Here is an 18,920-nt window from a genome sequence, read left to right on the forward strand (position 1 = left end):
ATGAAACCGTTTTATAACGAAAAAATTTTTTGCTTGTTAAAAAGGAGGACGATGAAATGGTGCAGCCGTACAGACATGAACCGCTCACCGACTTTACTGTGGAAGCGAACCGGGACGCGTTTTTGGCAGCGCTCAAGAAAGTGGAATCGGAGCTTGGGCGCGATTATCCGCTCGTGATCGGCGGCGAGCGCATCATGACCGAGGACAAGATCACGTCGATCAATCCGGCCAATAAGGCGGAGGTGGTCGGTCGGGTGGCGAAAGCGAATCAAGAGCTCGCCGAACGGGCGATGAAAGCCGCCGATGAAGCGTTCCGCACGTGGAGCCGGACGAGTCCGGAAGCGCGGGCCGATATTTTGTTCCGGGCGGCGGCGATCGTGCGCCGGCGCAAGCACGAATTTTCCGCTTGGTTGGTGAAAGAAGCCGGCAAGCCTTGGCGGGAAGCGGATGCCGATACAGCCGAAGCGATCGACTTTATGGAATATTACGGCCGGCAAATGTTGAAGTTGAAAGACGGCATTCCGGTGGAAAGCCGTCCGGGGGAAACGAACCGCTTTTTCTATATCCCGCTTGGCGTCGGCGTCGTCATTTCACCGTGGAACTTCCCGTTTGCCATTATGGGGGGAACAACGGTCGCTTCGCTTGTGACGGGCAATACGGTGCTGCTGAAACCGGCGAGCGCCACGCCGGTGGTGGCGTATAAATTTGTGGAAGTGTTGGAAGAAGCGGGGTTGCCGGCTGGTGTCCTCAACTACATCCCGGGCAGCGGGGCCGAAGTGGGCGACTATTTGGTCGACCATCCGCGCACGCGGTTTATCAGCTTCACCGGCTCGCGCGATGTTGGCATCCGCATTTACGAGCGGGCAGCGAAAGTGCACCCGGGACAAATTTGGTTGAAGCGCGTCATCGCGGAAATGGGCGGCAAAGACGCCATCGTTGTGGATAAGGAAGCCGATCTGGAACTGGCGGCGCAATCGATTGTCGCCTCGGCGTTTGGCTTTTCGGGGCAAAAATGTTCGGCGTGCTCGCGCGCGATCATTGTCGAAGATGTGTATGATCAAGTGCTCAGCCGCGTCGTCGAGCTGACAAAGCAGCTCAACGTCGGCGATCCGGCGGAGCAAGCGACGTTTATGGGGCCGGTGATCGACCAAAACGCGTACAACAAAATTATGGAATATATCGAAATCGGAAAACAGGAAGGCCGTCTGATGACCGGCGGAGAAGGAGACGATGCAAAAGGCTTCTTCATCCAGCCGACAGTGTTTGCCGATGTCGATCCGAATGCGCGCATTATGCAGGAAGAAATTTTCGGTCCGGTCGTCGCGTTCGCCAAAGCGCGCGACTTTGACCATGCGCTCGAGATCGCGAACAACACAGAATACGGCCTGACAGGCGCTGTCATTTCCCGCAACCGAGCGAATCTTGAAAAAGCGCGGCAAGAATTCCATGTCGGCAACTTGTATTTCAATCGCGGCTGCACGGGTGCGATCGTCGGCTATCAACCGTTTGGCGGCTTCAATATGTCAGGGACGGACTCGAAAGCCGGCGGTCCGGATTACTTACTCCTCCATATGCAAGCGAAAACGGTATCGGAAATGTTTTAAGGCAAAGGGGCTGACCCAACAGGCGATCTCCCCTCAAGAAAGACACAACATATCGTGTGGCAGGGAAGCGGCTGGTGCTTATATAGCGATGAGAGAGGGTGTCCCAGTCCTTTTGGGACACCCGCTTTTGCAACGCAACGAAGAAAACGGAAAGGAGCGGTGAAGATGGCAACCAAATCGGAACAGCTCATTGCGAAGACGGAACAATACGGGGCGCGCAATTACCATCCCCTGCCGATCGTCATCTCGGAAGCGGAAGGAGTATGGGTGAAAGACCCGGAAGGCAACCGCTATATGGATATGTTAAGCGCTTATTCGGCGGTGAACCAAGGCCATCGCCATCCGAAAATTATTGCGGCGCTGAAAAAGCAGGCGGATCGTGTCACGCTCACGTCGCGCGCGTTCCATAACGACCAGCTCGGTCCTTGGTACGAGAAAGTATGCCGATTGACAAAAAAAGAAATGGTGCTGCCGATGAACACGGGCGCCGAAGCGGTGGAAACGGTGCTCAAAGCGGCGCGCCGCTGGGCGTATGACGTCAAAGGCGTCCCGGACAACCAAGCCGAAATCATCGTTTGTGAAGGAAACTTCCACGGCCGGACGCTTGCCGCCGTGTCGCTGTCGTCCGAACCGGCTTATAAACGCGGGTTTGGGCCGCTGTTGCCGGGCGTGAAAATCATCCCGTACGGCGATATCGAAGCGCTGAAAGCCGCGATCACACCGAATACAGCGGCGTTTCTTGTCGAGCCGATCCAAGGCGAAGCGGGCATCCGCATCCCGCCGCAAGGATTTTTAAAAGCGGCGTATGACGTATGCAAGCAACATAACGTCTTGTTCATCGCGGACGAAATTCAAACCGGGCTCGGCCGGACCGGGAAGTTGTTTGCCTGCGACTGGGAAGAGGTTGTGCCGGATATGTATATTTTAGGAAAAGCGTTGGGCGGCGGGGTGTTCCCGATTTCGTGCGTCGTCGCCAATCGCGATATTTTGTCGGTGTTTGAACCCGGCTCGCACGGCTCGACGTTCGGCGGCAACCCGCTCGCTTGCGCGGTGTCGATCGCGGCGCTCGAGGTGATTGAAGAAGAGCGTCTAGCGGAGCGTTCGCTTGAACTTGGCGAATACTTCCTTTCGAAACTAAAACAAATTCGAAACGAGGATATTAAAGAAATTCGCGGCCGCGGTTTGTTTATCGGCGTTGAGCTGCATGGCCCAGCGCGTCCGTACTGTGAGGCGCTGAAAGAGCAAGGCTTGCTTTGCAAGGAAACACACGAGACGGTCATTCGCTTCGCGCCGCCGCTCATCGTGACAAAAGAAGAGTTGGACTGGGCGCTTGAGCGGATTGTGAACGTTTTATCCCGGCCGGTTTCCAGTCCAAACGAATGAGAATGCAATGCGAATAGGCTGTCAAGCGAAAGAGGGTTGCGAATCTCGTTCAACAAGAGAGCATATCGCTTGAATGGAATGCGAATAGGCTGTGAAGCGAAAGAGGGAGCTGATTCAAACGCCCGCCCAATCAAGTGTGGGGCTGGAATCAGCTCCTGTTATTTTTGCGGTCACCGCGCATTTTCTGCTAAGATAGGAGAAAGGATGGTACGGATGAAGCATACCTATCATACAGAGACGAAGAGCAAGTGAATGGAGGAAGACCCGTGCAGACATGGATCACTGATTTTATGGAGCAATTTGGCTATATCGGCATTTTCCTCATGATCGCACTGGAAAATATCTTTCCGCCGATTCCGTCGGAAGTCATTTTGCCGTTTGGTGGGTTTATGACGACCTACACCACCTTGACGGTTCCCGGCGTCATTGCGGCAGCGACAGCGGGTTCGGTTGTTGGGGCGATCGTGCTGTACGGTATCGGCCGGCTGTTGTCGGTCGAGCGGCTTGGGCGGATCGTTGACCGGTGGGGCAGATGGCTGCGGGTGAAGCCGGAAGACATCGATAAGGCGAACCGGACGTTTCAGCGCTACGGGGTGTGGGCGGTATTCGTTGGCCGTATGATTCCGCTCGTGCGCAGCTTGATTTCGATTCCCGCTGGTATGGCGAAGATGAACGTGTGGCTGTTTGTCTGGCTGTCGGTGCTCGGCACGCTTATTTGGAATACGATTTTAATCTCGATCGGGGCGGCGCTCGGTGAATCGTGGGGGAAAGTATCGGAAGTGATTGGGATGTACGCTGAAGTGGTGTATATCCTTATTGCTGCGGTTATTGTGGTTGGAGCGATCCGCGTTTGGAAGCGGCGCCAGGTTTCTTAATTCCGACATCGTAAAAAATGGTTTGGCCAAAAAGGGCTGCCCCAAGGCTGTTTTTTCGTCTTGGAGGCGGCCCTTCTCGCAAACGGAAAACTTCCCGCTTCCACGTGAAACGGGAGTAGCGGCGAACGGGCTTTGTCGCCTGTGAGCTTTTTCATGGTCGTTAAAAGGTTCCGCGCTTCCATAACAAATAAATGAAGTATGGTGCACCGATGATTGACGCCACCACTCCTGCTGGAAGCGGTTCGGCGAGAACGTTGCGCCCGATCGTGTCAGCGGCAAGCAGCAGCCAGCCGCCGATGAGCATCGCTGCCGGAATGGCCCGCTCATGGCGCGGGCCGACGATCATTTTGGCGATGTGTGGCGCCATTAAGCCGATAAAGGAAATGCCCCCGGTTACAGCGACGGCCGCTGCCGCGACGGCAACGGCGGTTGTCATCAGCACGAGCCGCTCGCGGCGAACATGGACGCCGACCCCGATGGCAACCGGATCGCCTAAGTGCAAAAGGTTTAGCCGTTTCGCCCGATACAGGCCGATCAACGCACCGATGACAAGCCACGGCAGCATCGCCCAAATAAACGGCCAATCATCGCCCCAAATGTTGCCGTAAAGCCATCTGGCGATAAAGTCGACTTTCGTTCGGTCGGCGGCGGAAATGAGGACAATCATGAGCCCGGAGAGCGCCATCGAAAATCCGACCCCAGTAAGAATGAACGATACCGGCTGCAGCCCGGTTGTTTGATTGTAAGAAACGGCGTAAATGGCCGCTGCCGTCAACAGCGCTCCGACGAAGGCGACGAGCGGCAGCGCGTAAAGAAACGTCCCGGCTTCAATCGGGAAAAATAAAAAGAATATAGCGACGCCCGCGCCGGCTCCGGCGTTGATGCCCAATATGCCCGGATCGGCGAGTTCATTTCGGGTGATGCCTTGCAGCATCGCTCCCGATAGGGCGAGCGCCATCCCGGCGAGCAACGTAATCACGATGCGCGGCAGGCGGAGAGAAAACAAAATAAATTCTTCTTGCATCGAGCCGTAGCCGAACAGCGTCGGCAAGATGCGGCCATACGAGAGCGGCGCCTCGCCGGTGCCCAACGCGATGGCGGCCGTTGCGGCAATAAGCAACAAAAGCAGTCCCAACACGATCGTGATGCGCGTTCTCATGCCAAGCCCCTCCCTTTTTTCCGCACGACAAACAAGAAAAACGGCAAGCCGATCACCGCAACGATGGCTGCCACCGGCGTTTCAAACGGGGCGTTGATCGTACGGGCCGCCGTATCGGCGCCGATCATGCCGGCCGCGCCGACTGTGGCCGACAGCGGGATGATGAATCGGTAATCGGCGCCGGCGATTGCGCGCACAAGATGAGGGATCATCAAGCCGATGAAGGTGATGTTGCCGGCGATGGCGACCGACGCTCCTGTCAATAAAAAGATAGCCAAAAACAGCCATGCTTTGACAATCGCTGTGTTTTGCCCGACGCCGACGGCGACGTCTTCGCTCAAGCTAAGAATCGTCAGCTGCCGCGAATACCATGCGGCAATGGCGAGCCCGATCACGATGAGCGGAATGATGACTGACAGCTGTTTCCACGACGTCCCGGCTACCCCGCCCGATGTCCACATCGAAACGTCTTTGGAAATATGAAAATAAAGGCCAACCCCTTCAGCGACGGCAAACAAAAGCGCTGAGATTGCCGAACCGGCTAAGACGATGCGCAATGGTGAAAAGCCGCCTTTGCGGGCGGCGCCGATGCCAAAGACCATCCCCGCCCCGGCAGCCGCCCCAAGCAGACAAGCGACGGTGATTACGAGATAATGGGCCGAAGGAAAACAGGCCATCGTTATGGCCAACGCTGCGTTCGCTCCAGCGGTTAAACCAAGCAGCCCTGGGTCAGCGAGCGGGTTGCGTGTCATTCCTTGCATGATCGCCCCGGCGACGGCGAGTCCGGCGCCGACAAAGGCCGCCGCCGTTTCCCGCGGCAGACGGAGCTCGCGAATCACGTCAAGCTGTTTGCCTTGTTCGTTGGAGAAGAGCGCTCGCCATACGTCGCTCCACGCGGTATCAGCGACACCGATCGCCATCGAGCTGAACCACACGGCCAGCAGCAGGACAAGTGAGAAGGGAAACGTATAACGAAACGGCCAGCGTCGGCGGTTGGCTTCCATCGGCGGATTCCTCCTTTTCACAAGAAAGGACGGGACATTCACTGCGTGTGAACGCCCGTCTCATCGGTTATTGGCCCAAAAAATGTTTTTTAAAGAAATCGAGCTGGTAGTCTAACGTAATCGGGTCATTGAAATAAAACGCCTTGGCATCAGCGACGAACATACGGCCGTTTTTGACCGCCGGGATGTTTTTAAACGTGTTCGTTTCCATAAACGATGTATCGCCGTCGCTGTTTTTGCTTAAGATGAGGTAATCGCCGACAAACTGCGGCAGCGCTTCAAGGGAAACGGCGTAATAGCCCGGTTTCAGCGCCTGCTCTTCGACAGCTTTTGGCATTTTCAGCTTCATTTCTTGATACAAAATTTCCGTACCGCGCGCCCAATTGTTGCCGAACACATACAGCTGCTTATCAAAGTTTTCCGCTACGGTGACGGTCGCGTTTTCGCCGATTTTCGCCCGGATGTCTTCCCCGGCTTGTCGTGCCCGTTGTTTGAAGTCGTCAATCCACGCTTTCGCTTCTTTTTCTTTATTTAACAGTTTGCCGATTTCCAAAAACTGTGTCAAGTAGTCGACTTTTCCGTATGTAAACGTGACAGTTGGAGCGATTTTGCTTAATTTGTCAACGTTTTTTGTATTCGATAATCCGATAATTAAGTCCGGTTTTAATGCCACAATTTTTTCAATGTCTTCGTCTGTCACCACTTGTGCGTCTTTCAGTTTATCCTGAAAGAGCGGGCTCATTTTTGACCACGAATCCACACCGACAATGGGAACGCCTAAGGCAAGCACATGGCCGGCAAACGTCGATAAGACGACGACTCGTTTCGGATCAGCCGGCACTTTCACCGGTCCGTTTTCCGACTGGTACGTAATCGTTTCCGGCTTTTTTTCCTTTGGTGAAGCGCTGTTGTTCTTGTTGTCGTCCGCTGTGTTGCCGCACGCGCTTAACACAAGGATAAAAAGAAGCAACAAGGAAAGCCACGTTTTTCTCATGATGAATAAACTCCTTTCAGCAAATGATACGTAAAACAAACCGGCTTGTTCGTCCGCGGGTCGCGGCCGATGTCAGCGTCAATGCCAAACACGTCGCGAAGCACTTCACGGCAAATGACGTCTTCGCTCGGCCCGGCTTTGACGATTTGGCCCGCTTTCATAGCGATCACATAGTCGGCAAACCGCGCCGCCTGGTTAATGTCATGGAGCACCATCACAATTGTCCGCCCTTCTTCTTTGTTCAGCCGTTCAAGCAGCTCGAGCACCTCGAGTTGATGGGCGATGTCCAAATACGTCGTCGGTTCGTCCAAAAAGATGATGTCCGTCTCTTGCGCGAGCGCCATGGCGATCCAAACGCGCTGCCGCTGTCCGCCGGAGAGGGCATCAACCGGCCGATGTTTCAACTCGGCTGTTTTTGTCACGGCAAGCGCCCAGTCGATCGCTTCGTAATCTTTTTTTGTTAAACGGCCAAATCCTCTTTGATAAGGAAAGCGGCCGTATGAGACGAGCTCACCGACGGTCAATCCGCTTGTCGCTTCCGGCGTCTGCGGCAAAATGGCCATTTTTTTCGCCAGCTCTTTCGTTGGCTGTTGTGAAATCGCTCGGCCATCCAACATCACCGCCCCGGATTGCGGGGAAATGATGCGCGTCAGCGTTTTGAGCAGCGTCGACTTGCCGCACCCGTTCGGCCCGATAATGGCGGTGATTTGCCGGTCGGGAATGCGGACGGACAAGCGTTCAAAAATCGTCCGGTCATCGTAGCGGACGGTCAGTCCGTCAGCGTATAGGCGGACCATGCGGCCACCTCCTTTTGAACTAGGAAAATGAGAATCAATATCATTAACAAGCTCTATTATAGCGAATTCATGCGCAAGAAGACAATACATTTTTGTGAATCAACGATGAATTTTCGCGGCGAACGTCTATGACGCTGGTGATTTAATCCTAGGAGGCGGGTGATTTAGTGCAAAAACGACTGATTCCACTCATTTCTCAATTAGAAAAACCTTGCAGGATCCGCTTCTCTTCTGAATGAAAATGCCGCCGATCGGGAGGTGACAGCGGTTTTTCACCAGCCTTCTAGATCCGGGTTTGCAATGTTATTTCTCAATTCGAAAAAACCTTGTTGCATCCGTCCTGCTTTTCACACGTTCTCCCATTGAAGAAGGGAATCAACGGTTTTTCACCAGCCTCCTAGAGCTCCGGTTTCAACGTGTTGCCGCTGGTTCCAAGCTCGCTGCTTTTTTGACTGCAAACCTACCAAGCGATGATGCAGAACGTTGTGTGTCTGCTCGGCGCAAATAGTTGTTCTGGCAAAAGAAAGCAGGTAACATAAATAGGGAGAGATATTTTTTGAATTATACAAATTATTCGCGTTTTGGGAGGGGAACAAGATGAATTTCACGCTGCCAGCCGAGATGGAATGGTTAAAAGAAAACGTCCGTAAGTTTGTGAGCGAAGTCGTCGAACCGGTGGCGATGGATATTGAGGAAAATGATCAGATTCCGCGGGATATCGTTGAAAAATCGAAAGAAATGGGGTTGTTTGGATTAAGCATTCCGGAAGAGTACGGCGGCCTCGGCTTGTCGATGGTCGGCAAATGCGCCATTTACGAAGAGCTTGGCAAAACGCATAACGGCTATACGACGTTAATCGGCGCCCATACCGGCATCGGTACGGTCGGCATCGTCGAGCTCGGCACGGAAGAACAAAAGCAGCGTTATTTGCCAAAGATGGCGACGGGCGAATGGATCGGCGCTTTTGCTCTCACGGAGCCGAGCGCCGGATCAAACGCCGCCGCTTTGAAAACAACCGCCGTTCGCAAAGGCGACCGCTACATCATCAACGGCTCGAAACATTATATTACCAACGCCATTGACGCCCACGTGTTTACGGTGATGGCGGTCACCGATCCGTCCAAAGGCCCGAAAGGCATCACGTCGTTTATCGTAGAAAAAGATTTTCCCGGCTTTATCATCGGAAAAGTCGAGCGGAAAATGGGGTTGCGCGGGTCGCATTCGGCTGAGCTGTTTTTTGACAACTTGGAAGTACCGGCCGAAAACGTGCTTGGGAAAGAAGGGGAAGGATATGTCAACGCCTTGAAAATTTTAGCGAACGGCCGCGTCGGTCTCGCCGCGCGCAACCTCGGCTCGTGCATCCGCCTGCTCGAATATTGCATGGAATACGCCGAACAGCGTGAACAGTTCGGCAAGCCGATCATCGAGCAGCAAGCGATCCAACATATGTTGGCGGAAATGAGCATGTTAATCGAAGTGCTCCGTTCAACCGTCTACCGTGTCGCTTGGATGGTCGACCAAAAGATGCGCGTCGTTAAAGAAGCGGCTATCGCGAAGCTGTTCGGTTCGGAAGTGTACAACAAGATCGCCGATATGGCCGTGCAGATTCATGGCGGCCTTGGCTACATGAAAGACTATCCGATCGAGCGCTATTTCCGCGATGCCCGCATCACGAAAATTTACGAAGGCACCTCAGAAATTCAGCGCAACATCATTGCGAGCGAACTGCGGAAAGAATACGGAAAAGCGCGGGTGTAATCAAGGCCGGTGATTGAAGAGGGCAGGCCGCTTTCCAAGCATCATTTTTCAAATCCGTTGCCGCGGTGCTGCTTATCACGCGTCCCCATGGCTCGAGTTCCCAAGCCTTGACTCGGAAACGGGACGTTTCGACCGAAGGGAAACAACGATCGGGCGTCAAATGGGGTTGGCGCCTAATTTGTCGCAGCAGAGGGAGGCTGGAGTGCTGTTCTCCCTCTGCCTTTTCCTTGTCGGAAAATGTCACTCGCTTTTCATTGACGGAAAAAAGGTGGATTGCTAGAATAAGATTTGATTATAGAAAATTCGTAATTTTTTGTTTTCATTAGTACTCCTTACTCCTTGCCAAGAGCCTGCCGGTTGGCGCAGCCGTATATTGGTAAGCCTTTTCATCGATCGATTGTCCCCACAGATCATCCATCCAGAGATCAACAGCCATTGTCCAAAAAAGACGAAGGAGTGATGAGTGTGCAGCGGCTACAGCCGTTGGTCACAACTAGAACGCGAGGGTTGCAGGAGGATTCGTTTCCATTTCGTCTCTACCAAAAAGCTAAGCGGTTGGGGGTGTGGAATCCGGCGGACATTGATTTGACGCAAGATGTGAAAGATTGGGAGACGTTGCCGGATCCAATGAAAGAGGGGATTTTACGGCTCATTGCCCAGTTTCAGGCGGGTGAAGAGGCGGTGACGCGCGATTTGTTGCCGCTTTTGATGGTCGTCGCCAAAGAGGGGCGGATCGAAGAGGAGATGTACTTAACCACCTTTTTGTTTGAGGAGGCGAAACATACCGAGTTTTTCCGTCTCGTGCTCAATGCGCTCGGCGTCAAAGAAGATTTGTCCCATTACCATTCAGAGACGTATCACACGATTTTTAACGACATTTTGCCGTCGGCGATGGGACGGCTCGAGCATGACTCATCCCCAGAGGCGGTCGCTGAGGCATCGGTCGTATACAACATGTTTGTGGAAGGCGTATTGGCGGAAACCGGCTATTATGGCTTCTATAAGTCCCTCGAGCAAATGAAAGTCATGCCCGGCTTATTGAAAGGGATCGGCTATTTGAAAAAAGATGAGTCGCGTCATATCGCCTACGGGACGTTTTTGCTGCAGAGGCTTATTAGGGAACATCCGCCTGTTTTGCAAGTGGTGATGAAGAAAATGGAGGAGCTCGCCCCGCTTGCCGTGAAACTCAATGAGGAAGCAGCGGCTCGCGATTCGATTTTCGGCCCCGACCACTATGCCGATATCATGAATTTCACCGCCCGCCAACTGGCAACGAGGATGGAAGTGTTGAAAAAAGCGCAGGAGAAGCCGTTTGACGAGCTGTTCGGTCTTGAGGAAAGCGAAAACGTTGGCTAGAAGTTGAGAGTCGAAAACAAGGAAGGGAGAAATCGTCATGACCACCCATGTGCAAGTGCATCATTTTCCGCTCTTCATTGACGGCCAATGGCAGCCGGCAAGCAGTGGGGAAACGTTTAACGTCTACAATCCGGCGACCGGCGAGGCGGTGGCGACCGTCGCGAAGGCGACAGCCGAAGATGTGGATCGGGCGGTGAAGGCGGCGCGCAAGGCGTTTGACGAGACGGATTGGAAGACGATGAAACCGAAAGAACGGGCGCGCGTGCTGAATGCGATCGCTCAGGCCATTGCCGCCAACGCCCAAGAACTCGCTTATTTGGAAGCGATCTCAAGCGGAGGGACGATCCGGCGCATCAGCTCGATTGATATTTTGCAGACGGTCGATTTGTTCCAAACGATGGCGAATATCGTTCAAGAGTACCCCTTTTCGGAAACGCTGCCGATTCCGCCATTTCCCGGACCGGCGCACAATTTTGTTTGGCGCGAGCCGATCGGGGTGTGCGCAGCGATTACGCCGTGGAATTTGCCGCTCATGATCGCGTCGTGGAAAATCGCCCCGGCGCTGGCGACGGGCAATACGATAGTTGTCAAGCCGGCAAGCTATACGCCGCTATCGACGCTCAAACTGGCGGAAATCATTTCGTCGTTCGTGCCCCCTGGGGTTATCAACGTAGTGGCTGGACCGGGCGCGGAAGTCGGGGAGGCGCTTGTCCGTCATCCGCAAGTGGACAAGGTGGCGTTTACCGGTTCAACCGAAGTTGGCCGCCGCATTATGGCGTTGGCGGCGGAAACGGTGAAAAACGTCACGCTTGAACTTGGCGGCAAGTCGCCGAACATTTTGCTTGATGATGCGGATTTGGAGATCGCCATTCCGGGCAGCTTGTTTGGCGTCTTTTTGCACTCCGGCCAGCTGTGCGAATCGGGAACGCGGTTGTTTGTGCCGGATCGGATGCATGATGAAGTCGTCGAACGGCTCGTCGCGCTGACAAAAACGCTGCAAATCGGCCACCCGCTTGACCCGGCGACCGATATCGGCCCGGTCATTTCCAAGCGGCAACAAGAAACGGTGCTATCCTATATTGAAGCCGGCCAACGCGAAGGGGCGACGCTTGTCTGCGGCGGTCATGCGGTGGATGTCCCGGGCTGTGAAGGCGGCCATTTTGTCGCGCCGACGATTTTTACGAATGTGAAAAACGACATGAAAATCGCCCAAGAAGAAATTTTCGGCCCGGTGTTGTCTGTCATTCGCTACCACGACGTGGAGGAGGCGGTGGCGATGGCGAACGATACGATTTACGGGCTGGCGGCCGGCGTCTGGACGCGCGATGTCAACAAGGCGTACGCCATCGCCGGGCGCTTGCGGGCGGGCGTCGTTTGGATCAATGACTGGCACATGCTGCGCAATGACGCGCCGTTTGGCGGCTACAAGCAAAGCGGCATCGGGCGCGAGATGGGCAAATATTCGCTTGATGCCTACACGCAGCTGAAACATGTGCATACGTCGATGGTGCCGGAGCTCGAGAAGCGCAAATGGTATCAAGTGCTGTTTTCGAAGTTGGGCGCAATGAGAAAAGCATAAAAAGGGGGACGGGGAATGACGACGTTAGCGAATTTTTGGCTGCGCACGGCGATTTATACGGGCTCAAATAGCCGGGCACTCGTGCCGGATTTGTTCCGCGGGCTCGGCGCCAAGCGGGTGCTGTTGCTTTCCGACCGCGGTCTGGAGCAGGCCGGCGTCGTCGGGAAGGTGGCCGATCTGTTTTGGCTGACGCCGCACGGGACTGGACCGGAACTGGCTGGCATCTTCCTAGATATCCGCCAAGATGCGGAAAGCGAATGCGTCAATGAGGCCGCGCGCTATGCGCGCGAAGTCGGCGCCGATGCCTTGTTGGCCGTCGGCGGCGGCAGCGTATTGGATACGGCTAAAGGCGTGAAATACGCCGTGTTCAAAGGGTTGCGCGACATTAAAGAGGCCATTCCCGGCGGGTTGTTGTACGAGTCGTTTCCAAAGGCGCAATTCATGCCGATTCCGCACATCGCCATCCCGACGACCGCCGGAACGGGGTCGGAAGTGTCGCCGATTGCAGTCATTTATAATGAAGAGTTGCGGTTGAAAACGAACATCATCCATCCGTTTATTAATGCCGATGTGGCGGTGCTCGACCCGGATTTGACAGTCGGGCTGCCGCCGAAGGTGACGGCGTTCACCGGCATGGATGCGCTCACCCATGCCATTGAGGCGCTCGCCTCGCCGACGGCGACCGCGCTTACGGATGCATGCGCTTTGCAAGCGATTCGTTTGATTCACGATTATTTGCCGCAGGCGGTCCGTGACGGTGGAAACATCCGCGCCCGCGCGGAGATGCTGCAGGCAAGCTTGCTTGGCATCACCGCTTTCAGCTTTGCGTTAAACGCCATCCCGGTGCACAATTTCGCCCATGCGTACGGGGCGATGTTCCGCATTCCGCATGGGCTGGCGAATGCGGTCTTTTTGCCGGTCGTCATGGAAATGATTCTTGATCTGTATTTGCCGAAGGCGAAGCGGTTGGCTGAAGCGCTCGGCATTCACGATCACGGCCAAGGGGAAGAGGTGCTGCTCGCTAAAGCGATCGAGCGCATTCGCCGCTTGCGCGATGACATCGGGCTGCCGGCTGATTTTGCTGATTATCCGATCACGGACGAACAATTTGCCGCCACCATTCCGGCGGTCGCTGCCGACCCGGCAGCGGTCAGCTTTCCACTGCCGCCTGAACTGATTCGGGCGGTCGGCGAGCGCGTTGTGAAGTTGACAGTGGAAAAAGGATGAAGCAGGAAGAAACCGGTATCCCGCACATGAAGCGGGACACCGGTTTTTTGTGCCAGCGCTTCAGCTCCGCGGCCGCCCGATAACCGTGTCCAACGACCAAAGTTGGCTTCCGTTCAGCCATAAATACATCGACATGGCAAGCAAGGCGAGGTTGAATTCATAGCCTGTCTCCCGTCCGTTGCCAAGCAGCCCGGCGTCCGCTTTGACGGTGACGATCGCCCCCGTCATAATGACAGCAAACGCCGCAGCCATCAGCCGTGTGCCGAGGCCGAGCATCATTGCCCAGCCGCCGGCCAGTTCGACAATCGTGACGATGTAGGCGAGCCAGCCGGGAAGCCCCATCGCCGCAAACGAATCGGCCGCTGCCCCGAGCCCTCGCTGCCATTTCACCCAGCCATGGGCGAAAAAAATGAATCCGGTGATGATTCGCAACAGAAAGGCGCCGAATTCCTCAGAACGCATTAGATTTTCCCTCCTTGTCCAACCGCATGGTAGTACAATGTTATGCAGGCACGTCCGTTCCCATGCCTTTCGTTAGCCATTCGACCGGCAATGGGCTACAATGGAGGGGAAGCGTGTCAAAAGTAGAGGAGGATGGCCATGAAAATTGAAGTATGGTCCGATTTTGTCTGTCCGTTTTGCTATATCGGCAAGCGCCGTTTGGAACAAGCGCTGGAACAGTTTCCGCACCGAAACGACGTGACGGTCGTCTTCCGCAGCTTTGAGCTCGACCCGAACGCCCCCAATGAGACGCCGCTGACGATCCATGAAATCATTGCCAAAAAATACGGAATTACGGTGGAGGAAGCGAAGCGGGCAAACGCGGATATCGGCAGGCAGGCGGAAGCGGTCGGCTTGACGTTCCGCTTCGAGACGATGAAGCCGACGAATACGTTTGACGCTCATCGCTTGGCGCAATACGCGAAGGAAAAAGGGAAGCTTGATGATGTCGTCGAACGGCTGTTTTTCGCGTATTTCACCGAATCAAAGCGAATCAGCGACCGCGCTGTGCTCCTTGACATCGCGGAAGCGGCCGGGCTTGACCGAAGCGAGACGGAAGCGGTGCTTCATGGCGGCCGCTACACGGAGCAGGTGCGAAACGATGAAGCGGAGGCAGCCCGGCTTGGTGTCCGCGGTGTGCCGTTTTTCGTGCTGAATGGAAAGTATGCCATTTCTGGGGCTCAGCCGGCGGATGTGTTCCGGCGGGCGCTAGAAACGGTGTGGGAGGAGGAACAACAAGCTTCGCCGTTGCGGCCGCTCGCTGACGAAGGCGGCACATGCACGGACGGCAACTGCTCGATCGACGAATCCGTCCGTTAAGCAAATGAACAACCGGCTCGAGTCCTCCGAGCCGGTTGTTTTTTGCCATTCCATTGAGGTGAGGCCGGTAGGATGAAGGCAAATCAGCCGCGCTTCACAAACAGCGGCAAGTCCGTATGCCCCATTGCGCGGACGTAGACGAACAGCTGCCCTTTATGGTGGATTTCGTGATCCATCGCCATTTGCAGCAGCTGCGCGGCTGTGATGTGAATACCAAAGATGGAAGTGAAATCAAGCGTCCGGTTAAAGTCGTCATCACTCATTGATTCGATGAGCTGCCTCGTTTTTTCCGTATACGTTTCCGCCAGCTTAGCCAAATTTGTCTCCGGTTCTTCGATTTTTTGCCGGAACAGCGATGGATCGCCGTATTTCGCCGCATTGGCGAAATTGTAAAAGCTGAACAGCATATGCGTCGCCAGCTGCTTCGCCGTCATCGACGTCGGCGTCGGTTTGTACTCATAATGCGCTTCGTCGATTTTGTTGATCAGTTCCAGCGTGACATGGCGATGTGAAAGGAAATAGTTCACCCATTTTTGTGCGCGGGGCATGGCGATCCCTCCTTTTGGTTAAGGATTCCTGTTTTCATTTTACCATAAACGTCTTCGTTATCGTCAGCGGGGAAGCTTGACCCGAAAGGTCGTCCCTTGGCCAAGAGTGCTGTGGACATCGATGGTTCCGCCGTGAGCCGATACGAATTCTTTGGCAATAGCAAGGCCCAATCCGGTTCCCCCGCGATTTCGCGTCCTCGCTTCATCTGTGCGGTAAAAGCGATCGAACAAAAAGGGCAAATGCTCCGGCGCGATGCCGATGCCTGTATCGGAAACATCAATTTGCAACAGGGCGGGCTCTTCATCGATCATCACGTTTACCGCTCCACCCCTAGGGGGAATCATATCACTCCTACCTGAGCTCCCTTTCCTTCATGGCAATGGAAGAAACTCCTCTTATTCATTACAATGAAAGTAAATCGTTCAGAGCGTCCACACATGACGATGAATGGGGAAAACGCAAAGTGGATGAGGAAAGGATGGGGAAAGATGAAACAGACCTCTGCGCCCGATCCGCTGCGGATCAAAGTGCTCATTGCCGATGACAATTCCTTTGTCCGCGAAGGGCTGCGGATCATCTTAAGCACGTATGACGAGTTTGATGTCGTCGCGACCGTAAGTGATGGGAAAGAGGCGGTGGAATATTGCCGGCATCATGAAGTCGATATTGCGTTATTGGATGTGCGCATGCCGAACATGAACGGCGTCGAAGCGACGAAGCTCATCTGTGAGCAGACGAAGACAAAGCCGCTGATTTTGACGACGTTTGATGATGATGAGTACATTATGGATGCCATCCAATACGGCGCAAAGGGATATTTTTTAAAAAATACCGATCCAGAGCGAATCCGGGAAGCGATCAAAGCCGTTTATCACGGTCAAGTGGTCATGCAAGAGGTGGTCATGGAAAAAATCAAGTCCAATCTCAAAGAAGAAAAAGGACCGACGCCGAAAATCGACAAACGTCTGTTTACTGAGCGAGAGTTGGACATTATGGCGCTCATTGCGAAAGGGCTTTCGAATAAAGAAATTGCCAGCCAGCTATTTATCTCCGAGGGAACGGTGGCTAATTACATTACGTCCATTTTCAATAAAACAGGATTGCAGCATCGAACGCAAATCGCTGTTTATTACCTGACGGGGAAAATCGGTTGAGGGAGCGGTATGGAACGTTTGCTTCTGTTTTACAAACTCATTGTATGGGGATATGCAGCGCTTGATTATATCTCATCGGAACAGAGGAATGAATCTTGGTTTGTCTTGTCCTCTCTGATTTATTTTTGTCTCAGTTTGTCTGCTTCTATCGTTCGAAATGTAAGGTGGAAAAAGGGAGCGGCGCTGTGTTCCGTCGTCCTTGTGATCCTTTCCAGCGCCTATGTGGAGCCGTCATTTGGTTTATTGTTGCCTCTCAATGGATATGAGTTGGCTTCGTTCTATATTCCCCGACTATGGGGGATATGGGTGGTGCTGCTTGTTCCTATGGTTTGGCTTGGCCCTTCGGCAGCGAAATTGTATGGTCTTGTGGCGTTGTTCAGTCTTGTCAGCGTGACGACCGCCAAGCGCCATCTTGAGCGGATGAAACAACAAGAAGATCGTTTGGATCAACTGCGTAACGATTGGCATCGGCTGACAAGGAGTGTCAACGAATATCATCAATATATCAAGCAATCGGAATATATGTTGCAATTAGAAGAGCGAAACCGTCTGTCACAGCGCATTCATGACCAAATCGGCCATTCGCTGACGGGGGCGCTCATTCAGATGGAGGCGGCCAAACGGTTGATGGATGGAGATCGCAACAAGGCAAAACAATTGTTGGAAAACGCCATCCACATTTCCAAAGAAGGCATTGAACAAATCCGGATGACCTTAAAACAGATGAAACCGCCACCTGAGCAAATGGGGATCAATCGAGTGAAATTATTTATTGATGAGTTTTCCGCCCAACATCATCTCCCGATTCCACTCGTATGCAAAGGGGATCTGGATGTGATTACGCCAATCCAATGGAAAGTCATTTATGAGAACATGGCCGAGGCGTTGACGAATGCGATCAAATACGCCGAGGCTACCGCCATTGCCGTTGAGATTCACGTCTTGAATCGAGTCATCAAGGTGGAAGTGAAAGATAACGGGAAAGGTGCGACCAAGATCAAGAAAGGGCTTGGGATCATCGGCATGGAGGAACGGGCGGCCTCTGTTCATGGCACGGTCATTGTCGATGGGACAAACGGGTTCTCTGTCACAACATTGCTTCCGATTCATGAGTAATTCGTGAATTTTCTCATGTCAACGAGATGAATTCCTGCACTTACAGGAGTTCATCTTTTTTTCTATAATCAATAACACCAAGTATGGAAAGAAGGTGGAACGGTGAACATGTTGGAAATCAAGCAGGTCACGAAAAAATTTGGCGACTTCATTGCGGTAGATCATATGTCCCTCTCTGTCGCCGAAGGAGAAATCTTTGGCTTTCTCGGAGCCAACGGAGCGGGAAAAAGCACCACGATCAATATGATTGCCGGGTTGCTGCGCCCGAACGCAGGTGAAATCACGATTCTCGGCAAGGACATCACGAGGCACCGCCAGTTTGCCAAACGACAGATCGGCATCGTGCCTCAAGAAATCGCCATCTATGAAAATTTGACGGCGTATGAGAATGTAGAGTTCTTTGCCGGATTGTATGGACTGCGCGGCGCGGAGCTGCGCCAGCGGGTGGAAGAGGCGCTTGAGTTTGTTGGCTTGAGCGATAAACGCAAACGTTATCCGAAGCATTTCTCAGGCGGGATGAAACGGAGGCTCAATATCGCCTGTGCGATCGCCCATCGGCCGAAGCTCATCATTATGGACGAACCAACAGTCGGCATCGATCCGCAGTCGCGAAATGATATTTTAGCTGCGGTCAAAAAGCTCAATGACATGGGATGTACGATGATTTATACAAGCCATTACATGGAGGAAGTTGAAGAAATTTGTACACGAATCGCGATCATTGATCACGGAAAGATCATCGCAGAGGGGACAAAGGAGCAATTGGAAGCGATGATTACCGATACAAAAGATATTTGGATCGAAATCAGGGGCATGGATCAGCTCAACAAGCAGCATCTACAAGACATTCCCGGGGTCAAGGCGGTGCAATGTGAAGAAAATATGATTAAAATCAGTTCGGACATCAATGTTAATCATTTAAATCAAATTGTGCAATGTTTGATCAATGACGGGGTGGAGATCCGGTCGCTCGAAGACCAATCACCGAATTTAGAAACCGTTTTTCTTACGCTGACGGGGAGAAATTTGCGCGATTCATGACCGA

Annotated in this window: 17 protein-coding genes and 1 pseudogene; 11 read left to right on the forward strand and 7 right to left on the reverse strand. The window is 53.6% G+C overall.

Translation table 11 applies throughout. The features are described from left to right. The first annotated feature begins 56 nt into the window (after nt 1–56). The 3 genes from pruA to ACTVIM_RS01060 all read left to right on the forward strand — a co-directional run bounded on the left by pruA (nt 57) and on the right by ACTVIM_RS01060 (nt 3,862). Nucleotides 57–1,604 carry an L-glutamate gamma-semialdehyde dehydrogenase gene (gene pruA, locus ACTVIM_RS01050; RefSeq protein ID WP_445613367.1) on the forward strand — a complete coding sequence of 516 codons (1,548 nt, stop codon included), beginning with the start codon at nt 57–59 and terminating at the stop codon, nt 1,602–1,604. 165 nt (nt 1,605–1,769) lie between these two features. Next, nucleotides 1,770–2,987, forward strand: coding sequence for an ornithine--oxo-acid transaminase (locus ACTVIM_RS01055; protein WP_445613368.1), 1,218 nt, complete (start codon nt 1,770–1,772; stop codon nt 2,985–2,987). 266 nt (nt 2,988–3,253) lie between these two features. Next, entirely contained in the window at nt 3,254–3,862 is a 609-nt protein-coding gene (locus ACTVIM_RS01060) for a DedA family protein (protein ID WP_445613369.1), read from the forward strand. A gap of 160 nt (nt 3,863–4,022) precedes the next feature. On the opposite strand, the gene ACTVIM_RS01065 is transcribed toward ACTVIM_RS01060, so the two are convergent. The 4 genes from ACTVIM_RS01065 to ACTVIM_RS01080 form a co-directional block, all read right to left on the reverse strand. Beyond that, nucleotides 4,023–5,021 (reverse strand): FecCD family ABC transporter permease, encoded by a 999-nt coding sequence (locus ACTVIM_RS01065; RefSeq protein WP_445613370.1) that lies wholly within the window; start codon nt 5,019–5,021, stop codon nt 4,023–4,025. Further along, a complete protein-coding gene (locus ACTVIM_RS01070; protein WP_445613371.1) occupies nt 5,018–6,025 on the reverse strand; it encodes a FecCD family ABC transporter permease in 1,008 nt (335 codons plus the stop codon). The genes ACTVIM_RS01065 and ACTVIM_RS01070 overlap by 4 nt, the downstream gene beginning before the upstream one ends. A 67-nt stretch (nt 6,026–6,092) precedes the next feature. After that, a complete protein-coding gene (locus tag ACTVIM_RS01075) occupies nt 6,093–7,019 on the reverse strand; it encodes an iron-hydroxamate ABC transporter substrate-binding protein (RefSeq protein ID WP_445613372.1) in 927 nt (308 codons plus the stop codon). Continuing rightward, nucleotides 7,016–7,816, reverse strand: a complete 801-nt coding sequence (locus ACTVIM_RS01080; protein WP_445613373.1) for an ABC transporter ATP-binding protein — start codon at nt 7,814–7,816, stop codon at nt 7,016–7,018. Before ACTVIM_RS01080 ends, ACTVIM_RS01075 begins: the two co-directional genes overlap by 4 nt. A gap of 597 nt (nt 7,817–8,413) precedes the next feature. Here ACTVIM_RS01080 and ACTVIM_RS01085 point away from each other — a divergent pair. The 4 genes from ACTVIM_RS01085 (at nt 8,414) to ACTVIM_RS01100 (ending at nt 13,736) form a co-directional block, all read left to right on the forward strand. Then, complete coding sequence (locus tag ACTVIM_RS01085) at nt 8,414–9,574, forward strand: acyl-CoA dehydrogenase family protein (RefSeq protein WP_445613374.1); 1,161 nt, start codon at nt 8,414–8,416, stop codon at nt 9,572–9,574. Between the two features lie 459 nt (nt 9,575–10,033). Further along, nucleotides 10,034–10,930, forward strand: a complete 897-nt coding sequence (locus ACTVIM_RS01090) for a R2-like ligand-binding oxidase (RefSeq protein WP_445614282.1) — start codon at nt 10,034–10,036, stop codon at nt 10,928–10,930. A gap of 37 nt (nt 10,931–10,967) precedes the next feature. Then, complete coding sequence (locus ACTVIM_RS01095; protein ID WP_445613375.1) at nt 10,968–12,509, forward strand: aldehyde dehydrogenase family protein; 1,542 nt, start codon at nt 10,968–10,970, stop codon at nt 12,507–12,509. A gap of 15 nt (nt 12,510–12,524) precedes the next feature. Beyond that, entirely contained in the window at nt 12,525–13,736 is a 1,212-nt protein-coding gene (locus ACTVIM_RS01100) for an iron-containing alcohol dehydrogenase (RefSeq protein ID WP_445613376.1), read from the forward strand. Between the two features lie 60 nt (nt 13,737–13,796). Here ACTVIM_RS01100 and ACTVIM_RS01105 read toward each other — a convergent pair whose 3' ends face one another. Then, complete coding sequence (locus tag ACTVIM_RS01105; RefSeq protein WP_445613377.1) at nt 13,797–14,198, reverse strand: DoxX family protein; 402 nt, start codon at nt 14,196–14,198, stop codon at nt 13,797–13,799. 138 nt (nt 14,199–14,336) lie between these two features. On the opposite strand from ACTVIM_RS01105, the gene ACTVIM_RS01110 reads away from it, so the two are divergent. Continuing rightward, the gene (locus ACTVIM_RS01110; RefSeq protein WP_445613378.1) at nt 14,337–15,056 is read left to right on the forward strand and encodes a DsbA family oxidoreductase; all 720 of its coding nucleotides are present in this window, start codon (nt 14,337–14,339) and stop codon (nt 15,054–15,056) included. A gap of 83 nt (nt 15,057–15,139) precedes the next feature. On the opposite strand, the gene ACTVIM_RS01115 is transcribed toward ACTVIM_RS01110, so the two are convergent. Together ACTVIM_RS01115 and ACTVIM_RS01120 are read right to left on the reverse strand one after the other, a co-directional pair. Then, nucleotides 15,140–15,604, reverse strand: coding sequence for a DinB family protein (locus ACTVIM_RS01115; protein WP_445613379.1), 465 nt, complete (start codon nt 15,602–15,604; stop codon nt 15,140–15,142). Between the two features lie 63 nt (nt 15,605–15,667). After that, nucleotides 15,668–15,940, reverse strand: a pseudogene (locus ACTVIM_RS01120) (sensor histidine kinase); the annotation flags it as partial. A gap of 153 nt (nt 15,941–16,093) precedes the next feature. Between ACTVIM_RS01120 and ACTVIM_RS01125 the strand changes: the two are divergent. From ACTVIM_RS01125 to ACTVIM_RS01135, 3 genes are all read left to right on the forward strand, one after another. Continuing rightward, a complete protein-coding gene (locus ACTVIM_RS01125) occupies nt 16,094–16,759 on the forward strand; it encodes a response regulator (RefSeq protein WP_033023639.1) in 666 nt (221 codons plus the stop codon). Nucleotides 16,760–16,768: 9 nt separating this feature from the next. Next, a complete protein-coding gene (locus ACTVIM_RS01130; RefSeq protein WP_033023643.1) occupies nt 16,769–17,875 on the forward strand; it encodes a sensor histidine kinase in 1,107 nt (368 codons plus the stop codon). Nucleotides 17,876–17,977: 102 nt separating this feature from the next. Beyond that, nucleotides 17,978–18,916: an ABC transporter ATP-binding protein gene (locus ACTVIM_RS01135; protein ID WP_445613380.1), complete on the forward strand. Its 939-nt coding sequence runs from the start codon at nt 17,978–17,980 to the stop codon at nt 18,914–18,916. The last annotated feature ends 4 nt before the right edge of the window (nt 18,917–18,920 follow it).

The organism is Geobacillus sp. YF-1, assembly GCF_052692335.1.